20 protein-coding genes and 1 tRNA gene are annotated in these 25413 nt (G+C 62.9%); 5 read left to right on the forward strand and 16 right to left on the reverse strand.

Annotated elements, in window-relative coordinates; genetic code table 11:
- The first annotated feature begins 92 nt into the window (after nucleotides 1-92).
- On the forward strand, nucleotides 93-779 hold the full coding sequence (locus tag FHS49_RS16020) for a response regulator transcription factor (RefSeq protein WP_184020470.1): 687 nt from the start codon (nucleotides 93-95) through the stop codon (nucleotides 777-779).
- Between the two features lie 70 nt (nucleotides 780-849).
- Here FHS49_RS16020 and FHS49_RS16025 read toward each other — a convergent pair whose 3' ends face one another.
- Both FHS49_RS16025 and FHS49_RS16030 read right to left on the reverse strand, forming a co-directional pair.
- Nucleotides 850-1830 (reverse strand): zinc-dependent alcohol dehydrogenase family protein, encoded by a 981-nt coding sequence (locus FHS49_RS16025; RefSeq protein ID WP_184020472.1) that lies wholly within the window; start codon nucleotides 1828-1830, stop codon nucleotides 850-852.
- A gap of 85 nt (nucleotides 1831-1915) precedes the next feature.
- Nucleotides 1916-4087 carry a TonB-dependent receptor gene (locus FHS49_RS16030; RefSeq protein ID WP_184020474.1) on the reverse strand — a complete coding sequence of 724 codons (2172 nt, stop codon included), beginning with the start codon at nucleotides 4085-4087 and terminating at the stop codon, nucleotides 1916-1918.
- 234 nt (nucleotides 4088-4321) lie between these two features.
- Here FHS49_RS16030 and FHS49_RS16035 point away from each other — a divergent pair, with 234 nt between their 5' ends.
- Both FHS49_RS16035 and FHS49_RS19695 read left to right on the forward strand, forming a co-directional pair.
- A complete protein-coding gene (locus FHS49_RS16035) occupies nucleotides 4322-5131 on the forward strand; it encodes a DUF1206 domain-containing protein (protein ID WP_184020476.1) in 810 nt (269 codons plus the stop codon).
- Between the two features lie 266 nt (nucleotides 5132-5397).
- The gene (locus FHS49_RS19695; protein WP_246350853.1) at nucleotides 5398-6102 is read left to right on the forward strand and encodes a PEPxxWA-CTERM sorting domain-containing protein; all 705 of its coding nucleotides are present in this window, start codon (nucleotides 5398-5400) and stop codon (nucleotides 6100-6102) included.
- Between the two features lie 184 nt (nucleotides 6103-6286).
- Here the strand turns inward: FHS49_RS19695 and FHS49_RS16045 are convergent, their stop codons facing one another.
- The 5 genes from FHS49_RS16045 to moaA all read right to left on the reverse strand — a co-directional run bounded on the left by FHS49_RS16045 (nucleotide 6287) and on the right by moaA (nucleotide 10483).
- On the reverse strand, nucleotides 6287-7339 hold the full coding sequence (locus FHS49_RS16045; RefSeq protein ID WP_184020478.1) for an NAD(P)H-dependent amine dehydrogenase family protein: 1053 nt from the start codon (nucleotides 7337-7339) through the stop codon (nucleotides 6287-6289).
- Nucleotides 7340-7350: 11 nt separating this feature from the next.
- On the reverse strand, nucleotides 7351-8157 hold the full coding sequence (locus FHS49_RS16050; RefSeq protein ID WP_184020480.1) for an SDR family NAD(P)-dependent oxidoreductase: 807 nt from the start codon (nucleotides 8155-8157) through the stop codon (nucleotides 7351-7353).
- A gap of 409 nt (nucleotides 8158-8566) precedes the next feature.
- Nucleotides 8567-8641, reverse strand: a tRNA-Asn gene (locus FHS49_RS16055).
- 52 nt (nucleotides 8642-8693) lie between these two features.
- Nucleotides 8694-9467: an NAD kinase gene (locus tag FHS49_RS16060; RefSeq protein ID WP_184020482.1), complete on the reverse strand. Its 774-nt coding sequence runs from the start codon at nucleotides 9465-9467 to the stop codon at nucleotides 8694-8696.
- The gene (gene moaA / locus FHS49_RS16065; protein WP_184020484.1) at nucleotides 9464-10483 is read right to left on the reverse strand and encodes a GTP 3',8-cyclase MoaA; all 1020 of its coding nucleotides are present in this window, start codon (nucleotides 10481-10483) and stop codon (nucleotides 9464-9466) included. The genes FHS49_RS16060 and moaA overlap by 4 nt, the downstream gene beginning before the upstream one ends.
- Nucleotides 10484-10557: 74 nt before the next feature.
- Here moaA and FHS49_RS16070 point away from each other — a divergent pair, with 74 nt between their 5' ends.
- Nucleotides 10558-12642: a putative bifunctional diguanylate cyclase/phosphodiesterase gene (locus FHS49_RS16070; protein WP_425502702.1), complete on the forward strand. Its 2085-nt coding sequence runs from the start codon at nucleotides 10558-10560 to the stop codon at nucleotides 12640-12642.
- On the opposite strand, the gene FHS49_RS16075 is transcribed toward FHS49_RS16070, so the two are convergent.
- The 3 genes from FHS49_RS16075 to FHS49_RS16085 all read right to left on the reverse strand — a co-directional run bounded on the left by FHS49_RS16075 (nucleotide 12639) and on the right by FHS49_RS16085 (nucleotide 17094).
- On the reverse strand, nucleotides 12639-13178 hold the full coding sequence (locus FHS49_RS16075; protein ID WP_184020486.1) for a GAF domain-containing protein: 540 nt from the start codon (nucleotides 13176-13178) through the stop codon (nucleotides 12639-12641). The two genes, FHS49_RS16070 and FHS49_RS16075, sit on opposite strands and share 4 nt — an antisense overlap.
- A gap of 67 nt (nucleotides 13179-13245) precedes the next feature.
- Nucleotides 13246-16716, reverse strand: a complete 3471-nt coding sequence (mfd, locus tag FHS49_RS16080) for a transcription-repair coupling factor (protein WP_184020488.1) — start codon at nucleotides 16714-16716, stop codon at nucleotides 13246-13248.
- 111 nt (nucleotides 16717-16827) lie between these two features.
- Complete coding sequence (locus FHS49_RS16085; RefSeq protein ID WP_184021214.1) at nucleotides 16828-17094, reverse strand: FAD assembly factor SdhE; 267 nt, start codon at nucleotides 17092-17094, stop codon at nucleotides 16828-16830.
- Between the two features lie 73 nt (nucleotides 17095-17167).
- Here FHS49_RS16085 and recG point away from each other — a divergent pair, with 73 nt between their 5' ends.
- Nucleotides 17168-19228, forward strand: coding sequence for an ATP-dependent DNA helicase RecG (recG, locus tag FHS49_RS16090; RefSeq protein ID WP_184020490.1), 2061 nt, complete (start codon nucleotides 17168-17170; stop codon nucleotides 19226-19228).
- Nucleotides 19229-19248: 20 nt separating this feature from the next.
- On the opposite strand, the gene FHS49_RS16095 is transcribed toward recG, so the two are convergent.
- The 6 genes from FHS49_RS16095 to tyrS all read right to left on the reverse strand — a co-directional run bounded on the left by FHS49_RS16095 (nucleotide 19249) and on the right by tyrS (nucleotide 25272).
- A complete protein-coding gene (locus FHS49_RS16095) occupies nucleotides 19249-19596 on the reverse strand; it encodes a PilZ domain-containing protein (protein WP_184020492.1) in 348 nt (115 codons plus the stop codon).
- Between the two features lie 74 nt (nucleotides 19597-19670).
- Nucleotides 19671-20126: a YaiI/YqxD family protein gene (locus tag FHS49_RS16100; protein WP_184020494.1), complete on the reverse strand. Its 456-nt coding sequence runs from the start codon at nucleotides 20124-20126 to the stop codon at nucleotides 19671-19673.
- The gene (locus FHS49_RS16105) at nucleotides 20123-21847 is read right to left on the reverse strand and encodes a DEAD/DEAH box helicase (protein WP_184020496.1); all 1725 of its coding nucleotides are present in this window, start codon (nucleotides 21845-21847) and stop codon (nucleotides 20123-20125) included. The genes FHS49_RS16100 and FHS49_RS16105 overlap by 4 nt, the downstream gene beginning before the upstream one ends.
- Nucleotides 21848-22074: 227 nt before the next feature.
- Nucleotides 22075-23247, reverse strand: coding sequence for a BaiN/RdsA family NAD(P)/FAD-dependent oxidoreductase (locus FHS49_RS16110; protein ID WP_184020498.1), 1173 nt, complete (start codon nucleotides 23245-23247; stop codon nucleotides 22075-22077).
- Complete coding sequence (locus FHS49_RS16115) at nucleotides 23234-24046, reverse strand: agmatinase family protein (protein ID WP_184020500.1); 813 nt, start codon at nucleotides 24044-24046, stop codon at nucleotides 23234-23236. The genes FHS49_RS16110 and FHS49_RS16115 overlap by 14 nt, the downstream gene beginning before the upstream one ends.
- Nucleotides 24043-25272: a tyrosine--tRNA ligase gene (gene tyrS, locus FHS49_RS16120; RefSeq protein WP_184020502.1), complete on the reverse strand. Its 1230-nt coding sequence runs from the start codon at nucleotides 25270-25272 to the stop codon at nucleotides 24043-24045. Before tyrS ends, FHS49_RS16115 begins: the two co-directional genes overlap by 4 nt.
- Nucleotides 25273-25413: the final 141 nt, after the last annotated feature.

A 25413-nucleotide genomic window follows, 5' to 3' on the forward strand; every position in this document is an offset into this window, starting at 1 on the left:
GCGGGAATGGGGCCGAACACTTTCCTGTGTCGTGAGCGTGCGGATCGGCATAAGCTGGAAAAAATGGCCAAAACGGCGGGCAGAGGCGTGTCATGAAATTAGCGATTGTCGATGACAGCAAGGATCATGCGGATTTCGCGCGCGATATCCTGCAGCACGCCGGCCATGCCGTGGAGAGTTTTCAATCCATCAGCGATTTCCAGCGGCGGATCCGGCGTGACACCTTCGATCTGGTGATGCTGGACTGGACGATGCCCGAAATGAGCGGGCTCGATGTGCTGCGCTGGCTGCGCGAGACCGGCGCGCCGGGGATGCCGGTGATCATGGTCTCCTCGCGCGCCGATACGGATGATATCGCCCAGGCTCTGGAAGCGGGTGCCGACGATTATGTCACCAAGCCGTTCGATCGCGCGATCCTGCTGGCGCGTCTGCGCGCGGTCGCACGGCGGACGTTCGAAAAGCCCAAGACCGATGCGCCGATCGAGGTGAAGGCGATCCGCCTCAAGCCCGGATCGGGCCAGGCCTGGGTGGGCGATGAGGAGGTGTCGCTGACCGCCAAGGAGTTTGAGCTGGCCGCGATGCTGCTCACCAATCTCGCGCGGCCGCTGTCACGCGGCTATCTGCTCGAAATGATCTGGGGCAAGCATCAGGATGTGGTGACCCGCACGCTGGACGCCCATGTGTCCAAGGTGCGCACCAAGCTGCGGATGCGCCCGCAGGACGGCTTCGCGCTGACGACGATCTATGGCTATGGCTACCGGCTGGAGCTGATCGACTAGCTGCGTGGTGCAGCGACGCCTATCGTCCCGATGTGCGGATATTCGAACGCGCCCGGCATGGCCAAGAAGCTCACGGGACGAGAATGATCTTTCCGGCGCGGGCCTCGCCCGTGCGGGCGGCGTGGCGGAGGGCTTCGGGAGCCTGATCGAAGCTGTAGACAGCGGCGATCTCTGCGTTCAGCGGTTCTGTGGCGATGAAGCTTTGCAATGCTTCAGCCATCCGGTCGCGGCCTTCGCGGCCGATCTTCTGGACGGCGCGGTCGATCATCATGGCTTCCAGGCGGACGTTGCGGAACATCGCATCGGGATAGTCGAGTTGATAGGGCTGTTCGGACAGGAAACCATAGGCGAGCACCAGTCCGTTATCTGCTGTGACATTGCCCAGCCGGGCGGTGGCATCACCACCGATGGCATCGAGCGACAGGCGCGGGCGCGCGCCGAGCTTTTCGCAGATTGCCGCAATCGCTTCCCGTGTATCAAGCGCGACGTGGATCCGCCCGCTTTCCTTGAGGGGCTGGATCAGCTCTGGCCGGCGGACAAGGTCGATCATCCCGATGCCGCACGAGGCGGCGAGCGCGGCGGTATAGCCTGTCACGTTGGAATTGGCTGCATTCTGGATGATCCAATCGCCCGGCTGCAGATCGACATAGGCATTGAGCAGCAGCCAGGCGGTGGTGAGGTTGATGCGCACCAGCGCAAGCTGTTCGGCCGGAACATGATCGGGCGCGTGCCACAGGTCTTGCGCGGCGACGGCGCGATGTTCCCGCCACGCACCGTAGGCCAGCGGGAGGATCACGCGATCTCCGACTTTCCAGCCGTCCACATGGGCACCGCATTCGATGATGCGGCCCACGCCTTCGAAACCCGGTGTGCCCGGCCCTTGCGGGATGAAGGCAAGGCCACCTTCGATCGCCTTGAGATCGGCGATATGGACCGGTGCGGCTTCAAGCGCGACGATCACCTCATTCCCGGCCGGCTCGGGGGTGGGGCGTTCGATCTGGCCGATGACGTCCCATGCCGCGCCGTTGGATAGATATTCGAGACAGCGCATAACGATCCCTGAATCCAAGAAAAAGGAGGACGGGTTCTCACCCGCCCTCAGCTTTTACTCCTTCATGCGTTCCGAAGGAGGTTCATCAGAATTTGTAGCGGAAACCACCGCGCCAGATGCGGGGTTCTGCCGGATACAATGTGCCGAACACGCCCGGAATGAACACCAATGCGCTCACATAATCCTTGGAGTTGGTTACGTTGGTGGCCTGAAGGTAGATGTCGAGATGCTTGTCCGCCGTTGTGTAGGTGATCGAGGCGTTACCCCGGTCGATCGCTTTGACCTCGCTGAAGGTGTAGAGCGGCACCTGTGTGTTGAACCGTCCGCGATAGTTGTAATCGGCGGCCAGCATCACCGATCCCGCGTCGCCAAGGCCAATCTCATAGCTGCCGCCAAATTGATATTGCCAGCGCGAGATCATCGGCAGGCGCGTGGCACCGTTCAACGCCGCCTGGCTGCCCGGATCCAGCTTCTGATATTTATCAAAGGTATAGGCACCGCTGACGAACAGCGAGAGTCCCGTTACCGGCTTCAGTCCGCCTTCCCATTCGATGCCCTGCACCTTGGCCTTCGCCGCATTTTGGATGGTGAAGCAGCCATTGCCGCAATCGGTGAGCGTCTGCAGATCGCTGAGCTGCTCGTGATAAGCCGCGATGTTCAGATACGCCTTGCGATTGGCTGTCTGCGCTTTGAGGCCAAACTCATAGGACCAGGCGAATTCCGGGGCATAGGGCGAGCCGAAATTGGCCGGATCGGCGATCACGAGTGAGTTGAAGCCACCTGCGCGATAACCACGCGATACGGTGGCATAGGCCATGATATCCGGCGTGAAATTATACTGGATGTTGACCTTCGGGGTCCACACATCGGCCTTGGTGCCCGTGAGACTGGCGGCCAAAGGCGCACCCAGGCCAGGCGCGGTGGGGGACAGGCCATCGAACGTCTTCTTATCGTTGGTGTGACGGATGCCGACCGAGACCTTCAGGTCGTCGATGATCTCGTAATCCGCCTGCGCATAGAAGGCGAGGCTCTTCGACGTGGTATCGAAGACGCTCGGCTCATAGGTCAGGAAAAAGGCGGCCAGATCGTCGTTCAGGAAGCTCTGGCTCGCCTTTTCCTTATAATAAAAGGCACCGACGATCCAGTTCAGGCGATTGTCGAATGCCTTGCCAAGCGCCTGGAATTCCTGGGTGAACTGATTCTGTTTGCCGGCACTGCTGCGGAAGAAACCGGCGATCGTGGTACCGGTGAAGGGCGAGTCATAACCGCCGGAGAAATCCAGCGCCCAATTGTCCTTCATCTCCTGATAGGCGGTGATCGAGCGGATCGTTATGTCGCCCACGTCATAGCCCAGGCGCAGCGATACGCTTTTCTGGCGGTTGTCACCGTCGGCGTCGTCGCGCGGCGTGCGGGTGTTATACACGCCGCCCGCGAGGTTGCCGCCGGTCGTCAAATCCAGGGGAGCATAATGCTGGCCATCGCTCAAACCGGCGACATAGCGGCCGGTCAGAACCGCTTCGACACCCGGTATGTCGTAAAGGCCGACCGCAAGCTGGACACCATATTTCTTGAAGGTGCTGACCCGCTTGTCGAGCACTTCATTATACTGCCATCCTTTGCCGCGCTGATTGTAAAAGGCCGAGGCCGCGACCGCGATGTGGTCCGTCACCGGTCCACCGACGCTGACCTTGGCCTTGGTTTCCTGAAAGGAGGCATAGCTCACATCGGTGTTCAGCCAGGTCTTGCCGTCGGGCTGGCGGGTGATCAGCTTGATCGCACCGGTCATGGAATTCCGGCCGTACAAAGTGCCCTGCGGGCCGCGCAGCACTTCGACGCGGACGATGTCGGCCAGATCGTAATTCGCACCGCTGAGACGCGACTGGTAGACGTCGTCGATATAGATGGCGACCGGCGATTCAGCCGTGATCGTGCCGCCATTCTGTTCAAGCGCACCGCGCATCGAGATCATGATGGCGTTCGGCGACGCTGTGATCGGTGTGATGTTTAGGCCGGGCGTGCTCGCGGCGATATTTTCAAGCTTGGTCACGCCGCGCTGCTCGAGCATCGTCGCCGTGAAAGCGCTGACCGCGACCGGCGTCCTTTGAAGCGATTCTTCGCGACGCTGCGCCGTGACGACGATCTCGCCGGTGTCTTCGGCCTGAGCCTGTGCGGCCGTGTCCTGCGCAACCGCGGGCTGGGAGATGAAGCCCGCAACGAAGAGGGCATTGGCTAACGGCCACGTCCGGTAAATGGTCATGATATTCCCCTTGGTTTTGGCGGCATTTTGCTGTTTTTTTGAAACTCTCACGACGGGTCATGCCGGGACAGTCGCAACGAGAAGTTGTTCGCTGGTCGGAGAATATGGGGCTGGCGGGTCGGCGATCCGGCGGCCTCGCGCGGCGAATAAATCAGGCTTGGATGCCCAACAGCCGCGGAACAGGCGATTTCGCCGATCGTTGCTATGCCGTCCCATAGCGAAGAGGTTCCCAATATGCTGTCCAACGAAGCCGCCACTGTCCTTGCGCGTCTCGGGTTTGCTGCGCGCGGCCTGGTCTATCTGATCATCGGGTGGTTCGCGGTTGATGCCGCCATGCGGGGTGGGGCGGCTGCGGATAATCAGGGGGCGATTGCGACGCTCGCGCACCAGCCCTTTGGCCAGATCCTTTTGTTCATCGTGGCCGCCGGTTTGGCGGGTTACGCCGTGTGGCGCCTGACCGAAGCGGCGGCCAATCCCGAGCAAATCGCTCATGACGCGCACGGCAATTTGAAGCGGATCGGTTCAGCGGTGAGCGGCATCGCCCATGTGACCCTGGCCTGGACCGCTGTAAAACTGGCGTCGCATAGCGGCAGCGCATCGGGGGCGCGCTCGCCGGGAGACGACAATGCCCGCGATTGGACGGCATGGCTTCTCTCCCAGCCTTTCGGAAGGCTGCTCGTTGCCGCGGTGGCGATCGGGCTGTTCGCGGCCGCCTTTCAACAGGGAAAGAAAGCCTGGACCGCCAGCTTCACCGCCGAATTGAAAGGCGATACGCCCGTTCCAGCCTATGTTACCCTGATGGGAAGGATCGGATATGGCGCGCGTGCGATCGTCTTTACCATCATCGGTGGCTTTTTCACCGCCGCCGCATGGCAGGCGCGCGCGAGCGAGGCCGGCGGCATGGCCGATGCGCTGGCAAAGTTGCAGGGCCAGCCCGGTGGAAAATGGCTGCTGATGGCGATGGGGATCGGCCTGGCTCTCTTTGGTATTTTCAGTCTGATCGAATCCCGCTTTCGTCGCATCGATGTGCGTCTGCCACGTTGAAACGCGTTGATGCGTGAGAGAGATGGGACGGCAGGATGCTTGTGCTCCAGCACGGTCATCGGGGCCTTGACCCCGATTCCGGCCTGACCACTGTGTCATTTCGGGACGACGCATTTGGCTGCGTTAAATCCGGAACACTTTGAAGATGCGGGCGTTCAGCGAATTCCTAACAATTCGTTAATGCGAGTGATGCGGGTCAATAACCGATCCAAAGATCGGGGTTCCGGCGAGCTCGAAATACCCGATTGTCGCGTAAAGGGGTTATCATGATCAAGCCAATGCTGGCAGCAGCGTCTGCCATTTTCCTATCCAGCACAGCCCATGCCGCCGTTACGGTATCGATCACGTCCGGCCCGACGGCTTTCGCCGCATCGGGCGTCACATCCGGCACGGACAAGATCGTGACGTTTGATTATGTCGATGGTCAGGCAGGCCTGCCTTCGGGCATTGCAGCATCGGGCATTTCCTGGGCGAACGATATCAAGATCGGCTCGTCGACAGGCAATTGGCTGACCCCAACAGGCGATTCGAGCCAATATCTGCGCGTGCAGACCACGAGTGCTGATAGCAAGGGCGGCGTCTCTTTCGCGGCCACGGGATCGCAAAATCCATTGTTTGACACCGTCAGCCTCTATTGGGGTTCGATCGACAACCAGAATGTCGTTTACGTCTATGGCACTGGCAATGAGGCCATCGCCGCGTTCACGGGAGCGCAGATGCTGAAGCTCGCCGGGCTTGCGACCAGTGGTTCGGAAAGCCTTCTGGTCTCGTTCACCAATACGGACGGGGCGATCGGGAAGATCAGCCTGGCATCGCCGCATATCCCGCTTGAGGTCGACAACATCCGCTTTTCCAACGCGAATTCCACCGCGGTCCCCGAACCCGCCACTTGGGCGATGCTCCTCGTCGGCTTCAGTGTTGTCGGCTCCACTATGCGCCGCCGCAAAACCATGAAGCGTTCTTTCATCTAGAGCGCGATGACTTTCGGTCGATCCAACCCGTCATTGCGAGCGTAGCGAAGCCATCCACAGCGGTTTCTGTCCAGCTTGGATTGCCGCGTCGCTGCGCTTCTCGCAATGACGGAGCCATGTAATGTCATCACGCTCTAATTGGGGGCGTTGACAAATTGATGCCCTCGCGGGGCCGGGCAGATAGCTAGCGCCGGACCAGTCCCTTGGGCTGGACGATTCCGATATCGAAATGCGTCACGACGCCTGCGGGGGCGTCGCAGACATCGGGCACGACGTTGCAGCCGACAAGCCCCGTCCAGGGAATGCCCAGGAAGGGATGGTGCCCGTCGGCGTCTTCCATCGCCATGAGATGACATTCGAGCGGTGGATCGCCATGGATGCGCACCCGGTATTTGGCCTCGCCCTGTTCCCAGAGCGGCTCGATTTCGGTGCCGAGTTGCCAGTAAAAATGATAGACGATCAATGGCTTGCCCTGGCACCACGCGGTCCACTCATAATGCTGCCCGCCGCAGGTTCCTGCTTTCACCAGTCCGAATTCATGGCTGATGTCCACCTTGGCCCTGGAAACTTCGAACTTCACCGTGACGTCATCGATCTCGACACCAAGCCCGTTGGCAATTGCGGTCATCGACGAAAAGAAATGCTTGTAGGTTTCGGGCGAACGGCGCGGGTTGGCGAGCAGGTCGTCACAGTCCGTGCCGAAACCCATGATCTCGGTGTAGATCATCGGATTGCGCACCTTGTCGATGATCTCGGCCACCTCGATGCAGTCGATCCGGCTCATCAGCCGGGCGAGCGTCAGGGGCAGGATGTCCCCCGCAAAGCCGGGGTGAATGCCGCAGCCGTGGAACGATGTGTTGCCCTCCTTGCAGGCGGCTTCCACGCGCGCGGCATGATCGGGGATGAATTTGTTAGGCAGAAACGGCCCTGCCGGAGAAACGACATTCTTGCCGGAAGCCAGCAGGCGGCAGACCATGTCGATGGGCGGTGTCATCATCGAAGGCGCGAACAATACGCAATCCGCCGGCATGGCGATGATGGCCTCTTCGTCATCGGTGCAGCGCACACCGGTCTTCGGCAGACCGACAATGTCTCCGGCATCTTTGTCGACTTTGTCCGGATTGGTGACAAGCACGCCGACAAGCTCGGTCAGGGGGTTCTCGATGAAATATTTGAGCGCCGCCTTGCCGACCGTGCCGGTGGCCCATTGGATGACCTTATATGTCTTTTGCGCCATGGCGACACTCCTCAGTTAAGTCCGCGGACCTGTCCGCCGTCGACGCGGTAGTTCGCACCGGTGATGAAGCCATTGGCCGGGCTGGCGAGCAATGCTGCCACCATCGCCAGTTCACGCGGCAGCCCGAAGCGTCCGGCTGGCGGCACGTCGAACACGGCTTCGGCGGCGAGCCGGGCGTTCACCTCGTCGGCGGTCATGTCGGGATCGCCGAATTTGGCCCGCCCGAAGCGGACCAGCCCGTCGACCATGATGACGCCCGGAGTCAGCACGTTGGCGGTCACGTTCACGCCGCGCAGCGATCCTGCCAGGCTGACGGTGTAATTGTTGAGCGCCGCCTTGGCCGCCGAATAATCCGCGCCCATGAAGTTAGGCTGCATGGCGACAGCACTGGACACGTTCACGATCCGCCCGAACTTGGCCGCAACCATGTCGGGCACGCAAAGCTGGCACAATTGCACGGCACCGAGCGCATTGGCCTTGTAATTGGAGAGAAAGTCGGGCGCCGAAATCGCGGCCGGAGGCTTGGAGGTGTTGCCTGCGGAATTGCCACCCGCATTGTTGATGAGGATTTCGATGCTGCCGCCCAGCGCGGAAACCGCCTCGCCGTGGATCGAAGCGGCCCCATCGTCAGCGACCAGTTCGCCAATGGCAACGCCCGCCGCGCCGATCTGGGCAGCGACCGCCTCGGCCCGTTCGCGATTGCGCCCATGGACAACCACCCGCGCACCCTCTTCGGTGAACAATCGCACGATGGCCTCACCGATACCGCTGCTGCTCCCCGTGACCAGCACGCGGCGGCCTTTCAGATGTAAATCCATCCATTCCCTCCTCAATCAGCACGCTCTCGTCGTGACATGCTCTCCGGCATATCCACAGTGAGAACGAGTTACCCGTTATTAACATGGGCCTTCATGTTGGTACGCTTGGTAGAAGCCTTGATACAAGCCTTGATACAAGGCGTTACAAGGGAGACTGGCTGGAAAAAACCTTCTTCTATAACGGTGGGAGGCGGTTTGTGTGGACGATGCCGCAACCATGCTCACGTCGGCGCCTGTCTTTCATGGGGCATCAGACCAGCAATAGACGCCATTTGGCCCAGCTCTCAGAATGCCAATCTGCAGGTTCGTGAGGGCTGGCCGTCCGGGTGGCGACCTGCGGATCGTGAAAAAGCCGCATCGCTAGCTTGTTTCAGTCACATCCGGGACAAAAATCCCAAGATAAACGAAATGGCTCCCCGAGTTGGATTCGAACCAACGACCAAGTGATTAACAGTCACCTACTCTACCGCTGAGCTATCGGGGAACACTAACGGAGGCGTGCCTATAGCAGCGGGATTCGCGGCTTGGCAAGCGGTTCAGATCACAAATTGTTCCATCGCGATGCGATCGTCCAGCGCATGTTCGGGATCGAACATCAGGCTGAGCGTGCACGACCGATCAATCGCGACGTCCACCTTCACCACATCGCGGATTTCGCGCTGATCGGCCACCGCGCTGATCGGGCGCTTCTCGGGATTGAGCACGCGAAAGCCGAAGCGCGTCTTTTCAGGCAGGATCGCGCCGCGCCAGCGACGGGGGCGGAACGGGCTGATCGGGGTGAGCGCGAGCATCGCCGATCCCAGCGGCAGGATCGGCCCTTGCGCAGAGAAATTATAGGCGGTCGATCCTGCGGGCGTGGCCACCAGCACGCCATCGCAGACAAGTTCGGGCAGAACGATATTGTCGTTCACCTTCACCTCGATCTTCGAGGTCTGACGCGTCTCGCGCAGCAGCGAGACCTCGTTGATCGCGGGCAGCGAATAGCTTTTGCCTTCGATGGTTTCCACATCCATGCGCAGTGGCGTCACGCTGAACGTCCGCGACCGCGCCAGCCGGGCGTCGAGCAATTCGGGATTCCATTCGTTCATCAGAAAGCCGACGGTGCCCAGATTCATCCCGAACACAGGCACGATCCGGCGGCGTTCGAGCATGGCGTGCAGCGTTTGCAGCATGAAGCCGTCGCCGCCGAGGACCACGATCATGTCCGCGCGCTCGGGCTCCACCCAATGGTAAAGCTCACGCAGCGTCTTTTCCGCCTGCTTGGCGGCTTCGGTGGGGGAGGCGATCAGACCTCGTGTCTGTTCGCTCATCCGCCGGTCACGCTCATATGCCGCGTGACGGCAGGGGCGGCTTCGCGGGTTTCGATCCGGAAATCATGGCGCGCGGGCTTTACGCGCAGCGCGTCATCAATCGCTACATCCACCGCATCCATCCCGCCGGTGCGCAGCGCATCCTTCAGGTCGACGCGATCTTCATGCCCCAAGCACATGTAGAGCTTGCCCGATGCGGTGAGCCGGATGCGATTGCAGCCATCGCAGAAATTGCGCGTCAGCGGCGAGATCATGCCCAGGCGCACCCCGAGCGGCTCCACCCGGCTGTAACGCGCCGGACCGCCGGTGGAGAAATCGAGCGGGACCAGCGTGAACTCCTGCTGGAGCCGTTCATGGACATTGGTCAGTGGCAGGAAGCGGTCGGTCCGGTCTTCATCGATATGCCCCAGCGGCATCGTCTCGATCAGCGTAAGGTCGAACCCCTCGTCGGCGCACCAACGCAACATGGGCGCGATCTCATCCTCATTCAGCCCTTTCAACGCCACCATGTTGATCTTGATCGCGAGCCCCGCCTGCTTGGCGGCAGCGACGCCGGCGAGCACCTTGTCCACATCGCCCCAGCGGGTGATGTAGCGAAACCGATCGGGATCGCGCGTGTCGAGGCTGATATTGATCCGGCGCACCCCCGCATCGCGCAGGGGGGCAGCCATCTCGGGGAGCTTGTTGCCATTGGTGGTGAGCGTCAGTTCGTCCAGACCGCCGCCATCCAAATGACGGCCGATCGTGGACGCCAGCCCCTCGAAACCGCGGCGCACCAGCGGTTCGCCGCCGGTCAGCCTGATCCGGCGAATGCCGCGCGCCACGAACCGGTCCGCGATCGCCGCCATTTCCTCCAGCGACAGGATGGCGCTCCGCGGCATGAAATCCATCTTTTCGGACATGCAATAGCGGCACCGCAGATCGCAGCGATCGGTCACCGACAGGCGCAGATAGCTGATCCGGCGGCCGATGCCGTCGATCAGCGGTGCGGGCGCGGCGGGAAGCGCGGTTTCCATGAGGTCTAGCTAGGCGTTCGGGCGCGCCGCGGCAAGACAAAGGCGATTGGCGAATACCATTACGCTCGCTAAGCATGGCAGCGTGGGGGATTGGGCTGACGATGGAAACCGGAGAATCGCCTGGAGCGCGGCGTCAGTCGCCGCTTTTGCTGCTATCGTTCCGGCATCGTGACGAACTCGCGGCCTCGGCGGAAGCCGCGGGCTGGCGCACGATCGCTGCACGCCGGGCCGAGGGCATTGAGCGGCGGTTTCTGGCGAGCGGTGCCGCGGTGGCGGTGGTCGACGCCCGCGGCGCGCTGGAGGAAGGCCTGGCGGCGGCGCGGTTGCTGTGCGACACCGTGGAGACCAATGCCGCCGCGCTGCTGGTGCTGCTGTCGCGCAATGATGTGGTCGCACTGGATGACGTGTTTGCGGCGGGCGCCACTCATTACCTTGCCAGCCCCTTTGGCGACGCTGAATTCACCCAGGCTTTGCGCTTTGCCGAACGTCATGCCGAGCGGCTGACCGGCGGGACCGGTGGCGCGCTCGATCGCGCGCGTGCCGCGGTCAGCGAGATGCTGGGTTGGCATTATGCACGGGAGACGGGGTTGCGCATCGGCGCACCGCTCAGCGAGTTGCTCGGCCTCGATACGAACAAGCCTTCGCGCCCCGCTTCGCTTTACCGTTTGCTGTCGCTCGAAGGGCGCGAGGCGGCGCGCGGCGCGATGCTGCGGATCAAGGCGGGCGCGCGCGCCACCGCGTTCGCGCATGATATGCCGGGGCCGGGCGGAGAGCGCGTGGCGCATCATCTGCGGATCGATCCGGCCGATGGCGCGATCCTGGGCAGCATCGAAACACTCGATACGCTGGGCGACGACGATATGCTGGCCGAGCGCGGGCGGCGCGATGCGCTGACGGGGCTGCGCGACGGCATCGCGACACGGCGCTGGATCGAAGTGCAGGTGGAGGCGCAACGCCCCCTGTCGCTCATGCTGCTCTCCATCAACCGGTTCGAGATGATCAATGCCGCGTTCGGGCGCGACACGGGTGACGCGATATTGCGTTCCGTGGCGCGCCGGATCGAGCGGCTTGCGACGGCGGCTGCGGGCCGCAAGGCGCTGGTCGCCCGGATCGCGGGCGCTGAATTCGCGGTGGGGCTGGACGCCAATGTCGCGTCGGAAAACGTCCGCATTCTGGCGCACGAGCTGTCCCATTCGCTAGCGCGGCCCTTTGTATCGGGCGAACATGTGGTGCCGCTCGCCTGCCGGATCGGGCTGGCTGAAAGCGCTGGCGGCACGGAGGACGCCACCGGATTGCTGCGCCGCGCGAGCGCCGCGCTGGCCGAGGCAAAGGCATCCGACGGCAATCCCATCCGCATCATGACCGATGCCGAAGCGGGTGTGGTAGAGCGGGACAATCGGCTGGAAATCGATCTGCGCCGGGCGCTGGATCAGGACGAGATCGAAATCGTGTTCCAGCCGCAGGTTTCGGTCAGCAGCGGGAAGATCGTGGGTGTCGAGGCGCTGGCGCGCTGGCGGCATCCCGAGCTTGGCGAACTGGGCGCGGCCACGCTGTTTGCCGCAGCGGAGCGCTCGACCTATCTCGTGCAACTTTCCGATCATGTGCAGAAACGCGCGATCACCCAGGCCGCGGCGTGGCGACCGGCGCTGTCCGGATTGCGGCTTTCGGTGAACGTGACCGCGGCGGACATCGCGGTGCCGGGCTTTGCCGAACGCTTCATCACGCTGGTGGATGAGAGCGGCTTCGCGCGGAACCGGCTGACGGTGGAGATCACCGAGAGCGGGTTGATCGAGGATCTGGGCGCGGCAGCCTCGTTGCTCGCCGCGTTGCGCCAGGCGGGGTTCCGCGTGGCGATCGACGATTTCGGCACCGGCTATTCGAGCCTGGCCTATCTGAAGGCGCTCCCGCTGGATTATCTGAAGATCGACAAGAAGCTGGCGGAGGATATCGAAGGATCGAGCCGCGACCGGGTGGTGGTGCGCGGGGTGATCGAAATGGCGAAATCACTCGGGCTGAGCGTGGTGGCCGAGGGGGTCGAAACCGAGATGCAACTCACCTTGCTGGCGCGCGAAGGCTGCAATTATTATCAGGGGTTCCTGTGTTCGGAGCCGGTGGATGCGGCTGTGCTCGAAGTGCTGCTGGCGCAAGGGACGGTCTAAGCCGCGCCCCAGGCGCTACGCAAGACGGCGCGCTGCCGCCGCGCTTCATGAATATCTTCGAGATTATACAGCATTGCGCCGATCGTTCGCGACAGCATTTCGAGATTGGCCAGCGTTTCGGCGTCGGTTGCGCCGGTTCGCGTCCAATAAGCGCCGACTGCGCCCACGGGTGCCCCGATCCCGAACGGGAACATCGCCATGCTGCGCACGAACGTCGGACGGTAAAGATGATGCGGCACGCGCGGATCGAGCATTACATCGGCGATCACGATAGGTTTGCGCTCCAGGATCGCCAAGCCTGATATGCAGGTCTCTATCGGAAAGGCGTGCCCGGTCCACAGCGGACCGACAGCATCCTCGGCGACATAGCGCACGCTTTCATCCTCGCGGCGGATGATGGCGATGCCGTCGGCCTGAGCCAGTGCGCGGGCGGAGGCGCGGACGGTTTCGATGATGGCGTCCGTCGTGCGGCAGGCGTGAAGTGCGTCGATGGCGAGCAGCAGGTCTTCATGGCGGTTTATGGCATTAGACGCCATCCTGCGGCTCCCATTCTCGATATTCAATGTGATCACACAAGCGTTAACGGTCCGCGCACGCCCCAATTTAGCCCGCAACCTTCGCCAGCCCCTTGGACATTTGCAGCGCGCCGTTCAGCCGCGCGCGGGCGTCCGGCCAGGATCGGGTGATCACGAGCTTGCTATCCGGCCGCAATTTGGCGGTGCCCTGCAGCCGATCGACATAGGCCAGCAACCCCGGAATGTTGGGGAATTGATCGTTGAAGAAGCTGACCAGCGCACCGCGCGGGCCGACGTCGATCTTGGCGATGCAGGCCTTTTTCGCATTCAATTTGATCTCGATCACCTTGAGCAAATTTTCGGTCGCGTCGGGCAATTTGCCGAAACGGTCGATCAGTTCGGCGGCGAAGGATTCGATGCCTGCGCTGTCTTCCAGCTCGTTCATCCGGCGATAGAGGCTCATGCGCAGATCGAGATCGGGGACATAATCGTCGGGGATCATGATCGGCGCGTCCACGGTGATCTGCGGTGAGAAGGCCTCGCGCGGCGCTTCCAGACCGGCACCGCCTGCGCGCGCCTCCAGGATCGCATCCTCCAGCATGGATTGATACAATTCGAAGCCCACTTCCTTGATGTGGCCCGATTGTTCGTCGCCCAGCAGATTGCCCGCGCCCCGGATATCGAGATCATGCGACGCAAGCTGGAAACCAGCGCCGAGGCTATCGAGATCGGACAACACCTTCAGCCGCTTTTCAGCGCCCTCGGTCATGATCCGCTCCGAGGCCGTGGTGAGATAGGCATAGGCCCGCGTCTTGGCGCGGCCCACGCGCCCGCGAATCTGGTAAAGCTGCGCCAGGCCGAAGCGGTCTGCGCGGTGGATGACCAGCGTGTTGGCGCTGGGAATATCGAGCCCGCTCTCGATGATCGTGGTGGAGAGCAGCACGTCATAACGCTTGTCGTAAAAAGCCGACATGCGCTCTTCCACCATGCCGGGTGCCATCTGGCCATGCGCGGTGATGGCGCGGATCTCGGGCACCTCGTCCCGCAGGAAGTCCTCGATCTCGGGCAGATCGGCGATGCGCGGAGTGACGAAGAAACTCTGCCCGCCGCGATAATGTTCGCGCAGCAGCGCCTCGCGCAGCACCACGGGATCCCAGGGCATGATATAGGTGCGCACCGCGAGACGATCGACCGGCGGGGTCTGGATGACGGACAATTCGCGCAGGCCTGACATCGCCATCTGCAGCGTGCGCGGGATCGGCGTGGCTGTGAGCGTCAGCACATGGACGTCGCTCTTCAGCGCCTTCAGCCGCTCCTTGTGAGTCACGCCGAAACGCTGTTCCTCGTCCACGATCACGAGGCCGAGCCGTTTGAAATCAATGCCCTTGGCCAGCAGGGCGTGGGTGCCGACGACCACATCGATCGTGCCGTCTGCAAGGCCTTCCTTCACCGCCTTGGCTTCATTGGCGGGCACCAGGCGAGAGAGGCGACCGATGTTGAGCGGAAAGCCCTGGAAGCGTTCGGTGAAGTTCATCGCGTGCTGGCGTGCGAGCAGCGTGGTTGGGCAGACGATCGCCACCTGCTGGCCGGCCATGGCGGCGACGAAGGCGGCGCGCAGCGCCACCTCGGTCTTGCCGAAGCCCACATCGCCCACGACCAGACGGTCCATCGGCGTGCCGCGCGCCAGATCGTCGAGCACGTCGCTGATGGCGCGGTCCTGATCCTCGGTTTCCTGATAGGGGAAGCGATCGACAAAGGCCGCATAGCTCGCGACCTCCGGCTCGAACACCGGGGCCGGCCGCAGCACGCGCTTGGCGGCGGTGGTGAGGAGTTCGCCCGCAATCTCGCGGATGCGCTCCTTCATCTTGGATTTGCGGCGTTGCCAGGCTTCGCCGCCCAATTTGTCGAGCGTGGCGATCTCGCTATTCGCGCCATAACGCGAGAGCACGTCGATATTCTCGACCGGGACGAACAATTTGTCGCCGCCGGCATAGGTCAGCCACACGCAATCATGCGGGCTCTGGCCGACCGGGATCGACGTCAGCCCTTCATAGCGGCCGATGCCATGATCCTGATGCACCACCAGATCGCCGGGGCTGAGCGTCGCAAGTTCATTGAGGAACGCGTCCGCGCTCTTCTTGCGCCTGGCGCGGCGGACGAGCCGATCGCCCAGCATATCCTGTTCGGTGAGGATCGCGACATCGGGCGCGGTGAAGCCGTGATCGAGCGGGAGCACGACCAGCGCGACCGCGGACGCCGCCATGCCCAATGCGTGTTGCCAATTCTCCGCCTCGCGCGCGCCCTTCAGGCCGTGATCTGCAAGCAGGCCGGACAGACGCTCGCGGGCGCCGCCCGAATAGCTGGCGAGGATGAGCTTCTTGCCGGCCTTCTTCAGCGCGGCGGCATGACCGGCGACGGCCTCATAGACATTGACGTTTTGCGCACGCTCGGGCGCGAAATCGCGCGGGCCTTCGACATCGAAGTCGATGACCGTCGCGCTTTCGGGTTCGTGGAAATTGGTGGTCAGGTGGATCGGGCGAGCGGCCACCATGTCCGCCCATTCCGCCGCGTCGAAATAGAGCGCGGTGGGCGCGAGCGGGCGATAGCTGCCCGGATCGCCGGATTGGGCGCGCTCGCGATTGGCGTGATAATCGGTGATCGCGTCGAACCGCTGTTCGGCCGCGGCGATGCTGCCACCGTCGCGGATGATCACCGCATCCTTGCCGATGTGATCGAACAAGGTGGAGAGCTTCTCCTCGAGCAGCGGCAGCCAATGTTCCATGCCCGCCAGACGGCGGCCCTCGGAAATCGCCTGATACAAGGGATCGCCCGTCGCCGTCGCACCGAAGATTTCACGATAGCGGCTGCGGAAGCGCTTGATGCTGTCTTCGTCGAGCAGGGCTTCCGAGGCGGGGAGGAGGGTGAAGCCGTCGATCCGTCCGGTGGTCCGCTGATCCGCGGGATCGAAACGGCGGACACTTTCGATCTCGTCGCCGAAGAAATCCAGGCGCAGCGCCTGATCTTCGCCCGAGGGGAAGAGATCGACCAGAGATCCGCGCACCGCAAATTCGCCCGCATCCGCCACGGTATCGGTGCGGACATAGCCATTGGCCTGGAGCAATGCAGCCAGCTTGTCGCGGTCGATCCGCTCACCCGGCGCGAGGCTGGCGACCAATTGGCGAATGCGGAAGGGGGTCAGCGTGCGCTGGGCGGCGGCGTTGATCGTGGTGATGACAAGCTGCGGCTTGGCCGGCGCTTTCTGCAGCCGGTGCAGCGCGGCGAGTCGCTCCGATGTGGCCCGCAAGGAGGGCGAGGCCCGGTCATAGGGCAGGCAATCCCAGGCCGGAATGCTGATGATTTCAAGCTCGGGCGCGAAATAGGCCGCAGCTTCGGCAAGCGCGCGCATCGCCACATCGTCCGAAGCGATGAACACGGTGCGCTTGCCACTGACATGCGCCGCGCGCGCGATATCGGCGGCCAGCCAGGGGAGGAAGCCGGTGGGCGCGCCGGACAGCGTAAGCGGCTGGCGGGCGGAGAGGATGCGGTTGAAATCAGTCACGGGGTTTGTTCGTCACCATCCGTTTGTCCCGAGCGAAGTCGAGGGACGTCGTCACCTGCACCAACGTGTCTCGACTTCGCTCGACACAAACGGAATTGGGATATGCGGGGCTCAACGCGCCACCGGAATATAATCGAGCTTCTTCAGCGCATTCATCATCGTTCCTTCGAACGCAACGGGCACGGGCTGCGCATTCATCGCCCAGCCCATGATATCCACATCCTGTTCTTCGATGAAAGTCTCGAACCAGTCCATTTCGGCGTCGGTCCAGCCTTCGCCATAGGCATCGAAAAAGCCGCCGACCATGAGATCGGCTTCCTTGGTGCCGCGGTGCCAGGCGCGGAAGCGGAGACGTTTGAGGCGGATGTCGCGGTCCATAGGATTCCATCGGCTAATGGCCCGCTGAACGCTGGCGGCGCGTGCGGGCTTGGGATAAGCGGTCCAGATAGACATGAGACCCGAAACACTCAATCCACTGTTCGCCGAAATCACGGCGCTCAAGGGCATCGGCCCGGCCCTGGCACGTCCGCTGGAGCGGCTCGGGCTGGCGCGCGCGATTGATGTAGCCTTTCACCTGCCCACCGGCTGGATCGACCGCAAGGCCGTGGATGAGCTGGCGATGAGCGATGCGGGCCAGGTGATCACCATCCAGCTCACGCCCGTGGATTACAAGCAGGGCGGCCCGCGCGGCCCGTTTCGCGTGCACGCCACCGATATGCACGGCAATTATGTCACCCTGGTCTATTTCGGCGGCAATCCCGGATGGGCCAAGAAATTGCTGCCGCTGGGCGACGCGCGAATCGTATCCGGCAAGCTGGAAAGCTATGGCCAGGAATTGCAGATGGTCCATCCCGATCATGTGCTCCCGCTCGAAGACGCCGCCAGCCTGCCGCAGCGCGAGCCGGTCTATCCGCTTTCGGAAGGGATCACCGGCAAAAGGATCGCGCATCTGGCTGAACAGGCGATCGAACGTGCGCCTGATCTGCCCGAATGGATCGAGCCGAGCGTGCTGGAGAAACAGGGCTGGCCGACATGGCGCACAGCATTGGCACGCATCCATGCCAATCCGGCGGACACCGCCGCGCGCAATCGCCTGGCCTATGACGAAATTTTCGCCAACCAGCTCGCGCTGATGCTGGTGCGCGCCTCAGCGCGCAAGCGCCGGGGCAGAGCGCTGAAGGGCGACGGGCACCTGCGTGATGCGCTGAAGCTGCCCTATGTGCCCACGGGTGCGCAGCAGCGGACGATCGGGGAGATCGAAGGCGATATGCAGCAGGACCGCCCGATGCTGCGATTGCTGCAGGGTGATGTCGGCTCGGGCAAGACTCTGGTGGCCTTGATGTCGCTGCTGGCGGCCGTTGAGGCGGGCGCGCAGGGTGCGTTGCTCGCGCCGACCGAAATCCTCGCGCGGCAGCATTTCGAAACCATGTCCAAGCAATTGGCCGGGCTGCCGGTGACGGTCGCGATCCTCACCGGACGAGATAAGGGGCGGGTGCGCGAATCGACGCTGATGGGGCTGGCCGACGGCTCGATCGACATCTTGATCGGTACGCACGCGATCTTTCAGGAAGCAGTCGCCTATAAGTCGCTCGGCCTGGCGGTGGTGGACGAGCAGCATCGCTTCGGCGTGGCGCAGCGACTGATGCTGGCGCAAAAAGCGGAGCGCCCGCCGCATCTGCTGGTGATGACCGCCACCCCGATCCCGCGCACGCTGACGCTCACCCATTATGGCGAGATGGATGTGAGCCGGCTCGACGAAATGCCGCCCGGGCGTCAACCGATCGATACGCGCGTGATGTCGGATCAGCGGCTGGATGAAGTGATCGACGGCGTCGCGCGGCATCTGTCGGCTGAAGGACAGGCCTATTGGGTCTGCCCGTTGGTGGAGGAAAGCGAGAAGAGCGATCAGGCCGCCGCCGAGCAGCGCGCCGAAGCGCTGCAGATGCGGTTCGGCGATCGGGTCGGGCTGGTCCATGGGCGGATGAAGGGGCCGGAGAAGGACGCGGTGATGGCGCGATTTCAGCGCGGCGAGGTCAAGCTGCTGGTGGCGACCACGGTGATCGAAGTGGGGGTCGACGTGCCCAATGCCACGCTGATGATCATCGAGGGGGCGGATCGCTTCGGGCTGGCACAATTGCACCAGTTGCGCGGGCGCGTCGGGCGCGGGACGGCGCATTCGGTATGCCTGCTTTTGCGCGGCAATTCCCTCAGCGAAACGGCGCGGGCGCGGCTGGCGTTGATGCGGGAGACCAATGACGGCTTCCGGATCGCCGAAGAAGATCTGCGGCTGCGCGGTGCGGGCGAAATCCTCGGCACAAGGCAATCGGGCGAGGCGCGCTTCAGGCTGGCGACACCGGAGCATCTGCAAGCGTTTCTGCAGATGGCGACGGATGATGCGCGGCTGCTGGTCGATCGCGATGGCGGGTTGCAAGGCGCGCGCGGTCAGGCGGCGCGGACGGCGCTCTATCTGTTCGAGCGCGAGGCGGGCGTGGAATTGCTGCGATCGGGGTGATGACCAAAGGCCGTTAGGGCTTAGTCCGAACGGGGTTCGGAGGATTCAGCCAGAATTTCCAGTAGTCCTTCATAGACCGCCGGGTCGATCGGATTGAGAAACTCCCCACCGATCGTGTTTTCCATCGACCAGACCTGGCGTGCCTTCAATTCGCCAATCCCCGGCAGATCGATCGACACCAATTTGCCATCCATCGCATCGAGCATGACGCGCGCCATGAATCCCAGGCGCGAGATGTTCACGAGATTGGCGGCCACCGAATCCCCGAAGGGTGGCGATTTGCGGCGCATCTGCGTGGGATAAAAGACGTCGCTGCGCTCAGCGCGTCGCTGATCGATGCTGTGAATATGGCTGGCCAGCGTGCTCAAGAAAAGCAAATCCCCAAATTTCCCGGTGCGTTACCATAGCCGCATGAGGCACCGGAAAGCGCTAAGATCTGTGCTTAACGCGGCGGTAACCGCTTCATCTTCACGATCGCCAGATCCAGCGCGGAGAGGAAGCGCGAGCGATCGGTCTTGGAGAAAGGTGCCGGGCCGCCGCGCACCTGATCCATGGCGCGCAGATCGGCCATGAGCGCGCGGGTTGCCACGGCCGCGCCGATCGAGGCCGCGTCGAACGGACGGCCATTGGAGCCAAGCACCGTCGCGCCCGCCTTGATGCAGCGATCCGCCAGCAGGATATCGGCGGTGATCACGATGCTGCGGTCATCCGCGCGCTCCGCGATCCAGTCATCCGCGGCGTCGAATCCGTCGCTGACCAAGATACGCTCGATCAGCGGATCTTGCGGAATCCGGATAAAGCTGTTGGTAACCAGCTTCACCGGCACCGCATAACGCCCTGCTACACGATAGATCTCGTCCTTGACCGGGCAGGCGTCACCATCGACCCATATGATCAAGGGCGGCGATGCCGATCATTGGTCTTGCGATAGGGCTTGGGCGCATATTTGTTGCGCGGCGGGCCGTTGCTCGGACCATTATTGGGGCCATTGGGACGACGACGCCCACCCTGGACGGGGGGCGGCGCATCGCCGGCAGCCTCGATCGCCACGTCATCCTCGGGCGATGCCGTTTTCTTCAACGCCTGATTGAAGCGATCGGCGACGCCGCGCGGAATCTGGAACAGGGTTTCGCGGTCCCCGATGCGGATCGCGCCGATCTCGCTCTTGGTGATATGACCGCGACGGCACAGCAGGGGCAGGATCCAGCGCGCATCGGCATTGCCATTATTGCGGCCGACATTCATGCGAAACCATACGGTGTCTTCAAAGCCGGGGCGTGGACCTTCCATCTTGGCGGGACGTTCGTCGGCACCACTGGTGAAGAGATCCTCGGGCTCGGGCAGACGCTGACGCGCGGAACGGACGAGCGCGGCGGCGATTTCCTCGGCGCTGTGACGCTCGAGAAGCTGGCGGGCGACCACCAGATCCTCTTCCATCGCTTCGCCGGGTGTGATCGTCTCGAGCAGACGCTCCTGATCCTTGGCGCGGATATCCTCGGGCGTGGGCGCTTCCACCCATTGCGCGTTGACATTGTTGGACCGCAGCATCCCTTCGGCGCGGCGGCGTCGCGAATAAGGGACGATCATCACGCAAATGCCCTTGCGGCCCGCGCGGCCGGTGCGGCCAGAGCGATGCTGCAGCGTTTCGGCGTCGATCGGAATTTCGGCGTGCACCACCAGCCCGAGATCGGGCAGATCGATGCCGCGCGCGGCGACATCAGTCGCCACGCACACACGCGCGCGGCGGTCACGCAACGCCTGCAGCGCATGGGTGCGCTCATTCTGGCTGAGTTCGCCCGACAATGCGACCGCAGAAAAACCACGCTCGACCAGGCTGGCATGAAGACGGCGGACGTTCTCGCGCGTGGCGCAGAAGACCATCGCGCCATTGGCTTCATAGAAACGCAGCGTGTTGACCACGGCATGTTCGATATCGGCCGGTGCGACGGCAATCGCGCGATATTCGATATCGGCATGGGCCTTGCCGGCGGATGCGGTGGCGATGCGCAACGCATCTTTCTGATAGGTTTTGGCCAGATTGGCGATCGGCTTGGGGATGGTGGCCGAGAACAGCAGCGTGCGGCGATCCGCCGGCGTGACGTCGAGAATTTCCTCGATATCCTCGCGGAAACCCAGATCGAGCATCTCATCGGCTTCGTCGAGCACCACGACCTTGAGGCCACTGGTGATGAGGCTGCCGCGTTCGAGATGATCGCGCAGACGACCCGGCGTGCCGACCACGATATGCGCGCCGCTCTGAAGCGCCCGCTGTTCCTGGCGGACGTTCATGCCGCCGACGCAGGATGCGACGCGGCCGCCGGCCTTGCCATAAAGCCAGGCGAGTTCGCGCTGCACCTGCATCGCGAGCTCGCGGGTCGGCGCGATGATCAGTGCGAGTGGTTCGCGGGCGAAACCGAAGCGTTCTTCACCACCCAGCAGTTCGGCAACCATGGCGAGGCCATAAGCGACCGTCTTGCCGGAGCCGGTCTGGGCGGACACGAGCAGATCGCGACCGGCGGTTTCGGGAACGATGATAGCGGCCTGAACGTCAGTGGGGGCGGCATAACCACGTTCGGCCAGCGCCTCGCCAACAGCGGCGGGCAACGAAGAAAAGGGCATCTGAATTCCAATTTTGGGGCGCCGTTCGGCAAGCGATTCCCGGCGAAGGGGCGGGCTATAGCAGATGGTGCAGCGCAATACCACCGGGGTGTTGCGCGAGCGCGATGGATGGGGGAGAGCAGGGCTCCCCCTTACCGTTTGTCCCGAGCGCAGTCGAGGGACGTGGGTGCGTGATACCACGTCCCTCGATTGCGCTCGGGGCAAACGGAGTAATGGATCGCTTGAGCTTACAACACCTGCCCTGCGGCCACCCCGCTCGCCCAGGCCCATTGGAAATTATAGCCGCCCAGCCAGCCGGTCACGTCCACCGCCTCTCCGATGAAATAGAGCCCCGGTATTTTGCGCGCTTCCATCGTCTTGGATGACAGCCCGGCGGTATCCACGCCGCCGACCGTCACTTCGGCCTTGGCATAGCCTTCGGATCCGTTGGGCACGAACCGCCATCCATTGAGCCTTTCGCCGGCTGCGCCCAATGCCTTGTCGGCAATATTGGCCAGTTCGCCGTTCAGGCCGAGTGGTTCGGCAAGAAGTTCCGCCAGCCGGGCGGGCAGGAGTTCGCCCAGGATCGTGCGGATCTGCGTGCGCGGGCGTTCGCGTTTGGCGGCGATCAACGCTGCGGCGGCATCCCGGCCGGGCAGCAGATCGAGCAGGATGGCTTCGCCATTGCGCCAATAGGATGAGATTTGCAGGATCGCGGGGCCGGAAAGGCCACGGTGCGTAAAGAGCGATGCCTCATGGAAGGATTGCTTGCCGCAGCGTGCGATGGAATCGACCGCGATGCCCGAGAGACCACGGAACATCATCGCCTCGCCGGAAAGGGTGAGCGGGACGAGGGCAGGGCGGGGTTCGACCACCTTCAGGCCGAATTGCCGCGTGACATCATAAGCGAAGCCGGTCGCGCCCATCTGCGGGATGGAGGGGCCGCCGGTGGCGATGACCAGTGACGGTGCCGCGAAGGTGCCCCGATCCGTGGTAACGGAGAAGTCATCGGGTTTCGAGATAGCCGTTATTGCGTGCTGCACGCGGATATCGACGCCGCCCGCCGCGCATTCGTCGGTGAGCATCGCGACGATCTGGCGCGAGGAGCCGTCACAGAAAAGCTGTCCCAGCGTCTTTTCATGCCAGGCGATGCCGTGACGATCGACCAGATCGATGAAATCCTGCGGCGCATAGCGGCCGAGCGCGGATTTTGCGAAATGCGGATTGGCGGAGAGGAAGCGGTCGGCCGCTGTATGCACATTGGTGAAATTGCAGCGTCCGCCGCCGGAGATCAGGATCTTCTTGCCGGGCTTGTCGGCATGATCGAGCAGCAGCACGCGGCGGCCACGTTGGCCCGCCGTGAGCGCCGCCATCATCCCCGCCGCACCCGCGCCGAGGATGATCGCGTCAAATCTTTCCATGAGGACGCGCGGTGGCGAGCGCGGCGAGTTCCTTGATCATCTTCGCCGCCAGAATTGCGGTCATGCCATTGATATCGCGATCGGGGTTGAGTTCGACCACATCGGCACCGACGATCGGCGCTTCGATCGACAGCAGAACATTGGTGATCTCGCGCGCGGTCAGCCCGCCGGGTTCGTGATGCGAAACGCCGGGGGCATGGGCCGGATCGAAGCCGTCCATGTCCACGCTGATGTAGAGCGGGCCATCGAAGGCGGGCACGCAGCCGGGGATGAAATAGCGCGCTTCGATAATCTCGACGCCGAAGCGCTGCGCTTGGTCGCGCTGATGCGCATTCAAGGTGCGAATGCCGACCTGAACGAGACGCTTGGCCAGCCCATCCTCCATGATCCGCGCAAAGGGCGAGGCATGAGAGCGGCGATTGCCATCGAGTTCATCATAGAGATCGGGATGCGCATCGAAATGGAGGATGTTGACCGGGCCATGCGCCGCCGCGATCGCCTTCAGGATCGGATAGGTGACGGCATGATCGCCGCCCATGCAGAGCGGGATCGCCCCACGCGCGATCGAGGCCGCGATGGCACCGGTGATGCGGTCATCGTCATCCGGGCCTTCATCCAGCGCCAGATCGCCCCCGTCGATCAGATCGATCTCAACACCGATCTCGGTCCCCCGTTCGCTCGCAGGATTGCCATGATCGCTGAACAAGGCGGCGCGGATCAGCGCTGGCGCCTTGGCAGGACCACGCAGGTAAGAGGAATGCTGGTCGGTCGGCAGGCCGATGAGATGGATCGGTGTCATGCCCGGTTGAGCACGCCATGCGCCTTCTTGCCCGCCGAAATGCGGACCGGGGCATCGCCGACCGTGACGGTCAGCGCCTCGTCCTCAATCTTCTCACCATCCACGCGCGCGCCACCCCCCTTGATCAGGCGGCGGGCCTCACCCTTGGATGCCGCGAGGTTCAGCCCGACCAGTGCATCAACGATGTTGATGCTGCCTTCAGGCACACAGAGCGTGGGCAGATCATCGCCCGCAGCGCCTTCGGTAAAAGTCTTGTGCGCGGTCTGGGCCGCGGCCTCCGCCGCTTCCCGACCGTGACACATGGCCGTCGCCTCGTCCGCCAGGCGCTTCTTCACATCGTTGATCGCGCTGCCCTCGGCCTTTTCCAGTTCGGCGATCTCTTCCACCGGCACATCAGTGAACAGGCGCAGGAACCGGCCGACATCATTATCCTGGGTGTTTCGCCAGAATTGCCAATAATCATATGCGCTGAGCATATCGGCATTGAGCCAGACCGCGCCGGCCATGGTCTTGCCCATCTTGCCGCCATCCGCGGTGGTGATGAGCGGGGTGGTGAGGCCGTGGACCTGCACGCCGTCCATGCGGCGCGTCAGTTCGACGCCGTTCACGATATTGCCCCATTGATCCGATCCGCCCATCTGGAGACGGCAGGCGGCGCGCTGCGACAATTCGCGGAAATCATAGGCCTGCAGGATCATGTAGTTGAATTCGAGGAAGCTCAGCGATTGCTCGCGATCGAGCCGGAGCTTGACGGAATCGAAGCTCAGCATCCGGTTGACCGAGAAATGCTGGCCCACTTCGCGCAGGAAGGGGATGTATTCCAGCCGGTCGAGCCATTCGGCATTGTCGAGCATCACCGCATCGCTCGGGCCATCGCCAAAGGTCAGGAATTTCTCGAAAATGCGTTTGATCGAAGCCACATTGCCCGCGATGACGTCATCGGTCATCAGCTTGCGCGCTTCATCCTTGAAGCTGGGATCGCCGATCTTGCCGGTGCCGCCGCCCATCAGCACGATCGGCTTGTGTCCGGCCTGCTGAAGCCGACGCAGCATCATGATCTGGACCAGACTGCCCACATGCAGCGACGATGCGGTGGGATCGAAGCCGATATAGCCCGGCACGATTTCCTTGGACGCCAGCGCATCAAGCGCCGCTGCGTCGGTCATCTGGTGGATATAGCCACGCTCGCTGAGCAGGCGGAGGAGATCGGAGGAATATTCGGTCATGATGCGGCGGCGCTTAGCATGGGTGGGTGTGGTCTGCCATACATCCCGTCATCCTCGCGAAAGCGGGGATCCCGCTTCTTCTCCTTTCGAATGCTTCAAGGAAAAGCGGGATTCCCGCGTGCGCGGGAATGACGTAGGTGA

This window comes from Sphingobium boeckii (assembly GCF_014199215.1).
In the GTDB taxonomy this organism is placed as follows: domain Bacteria; phylum Pseudomonadota; class Alphaproteobacteria; order Sphingomonadales; family Sphingomonadaceae; genus Sphingobium_A; species Sphingobium_A boeckii.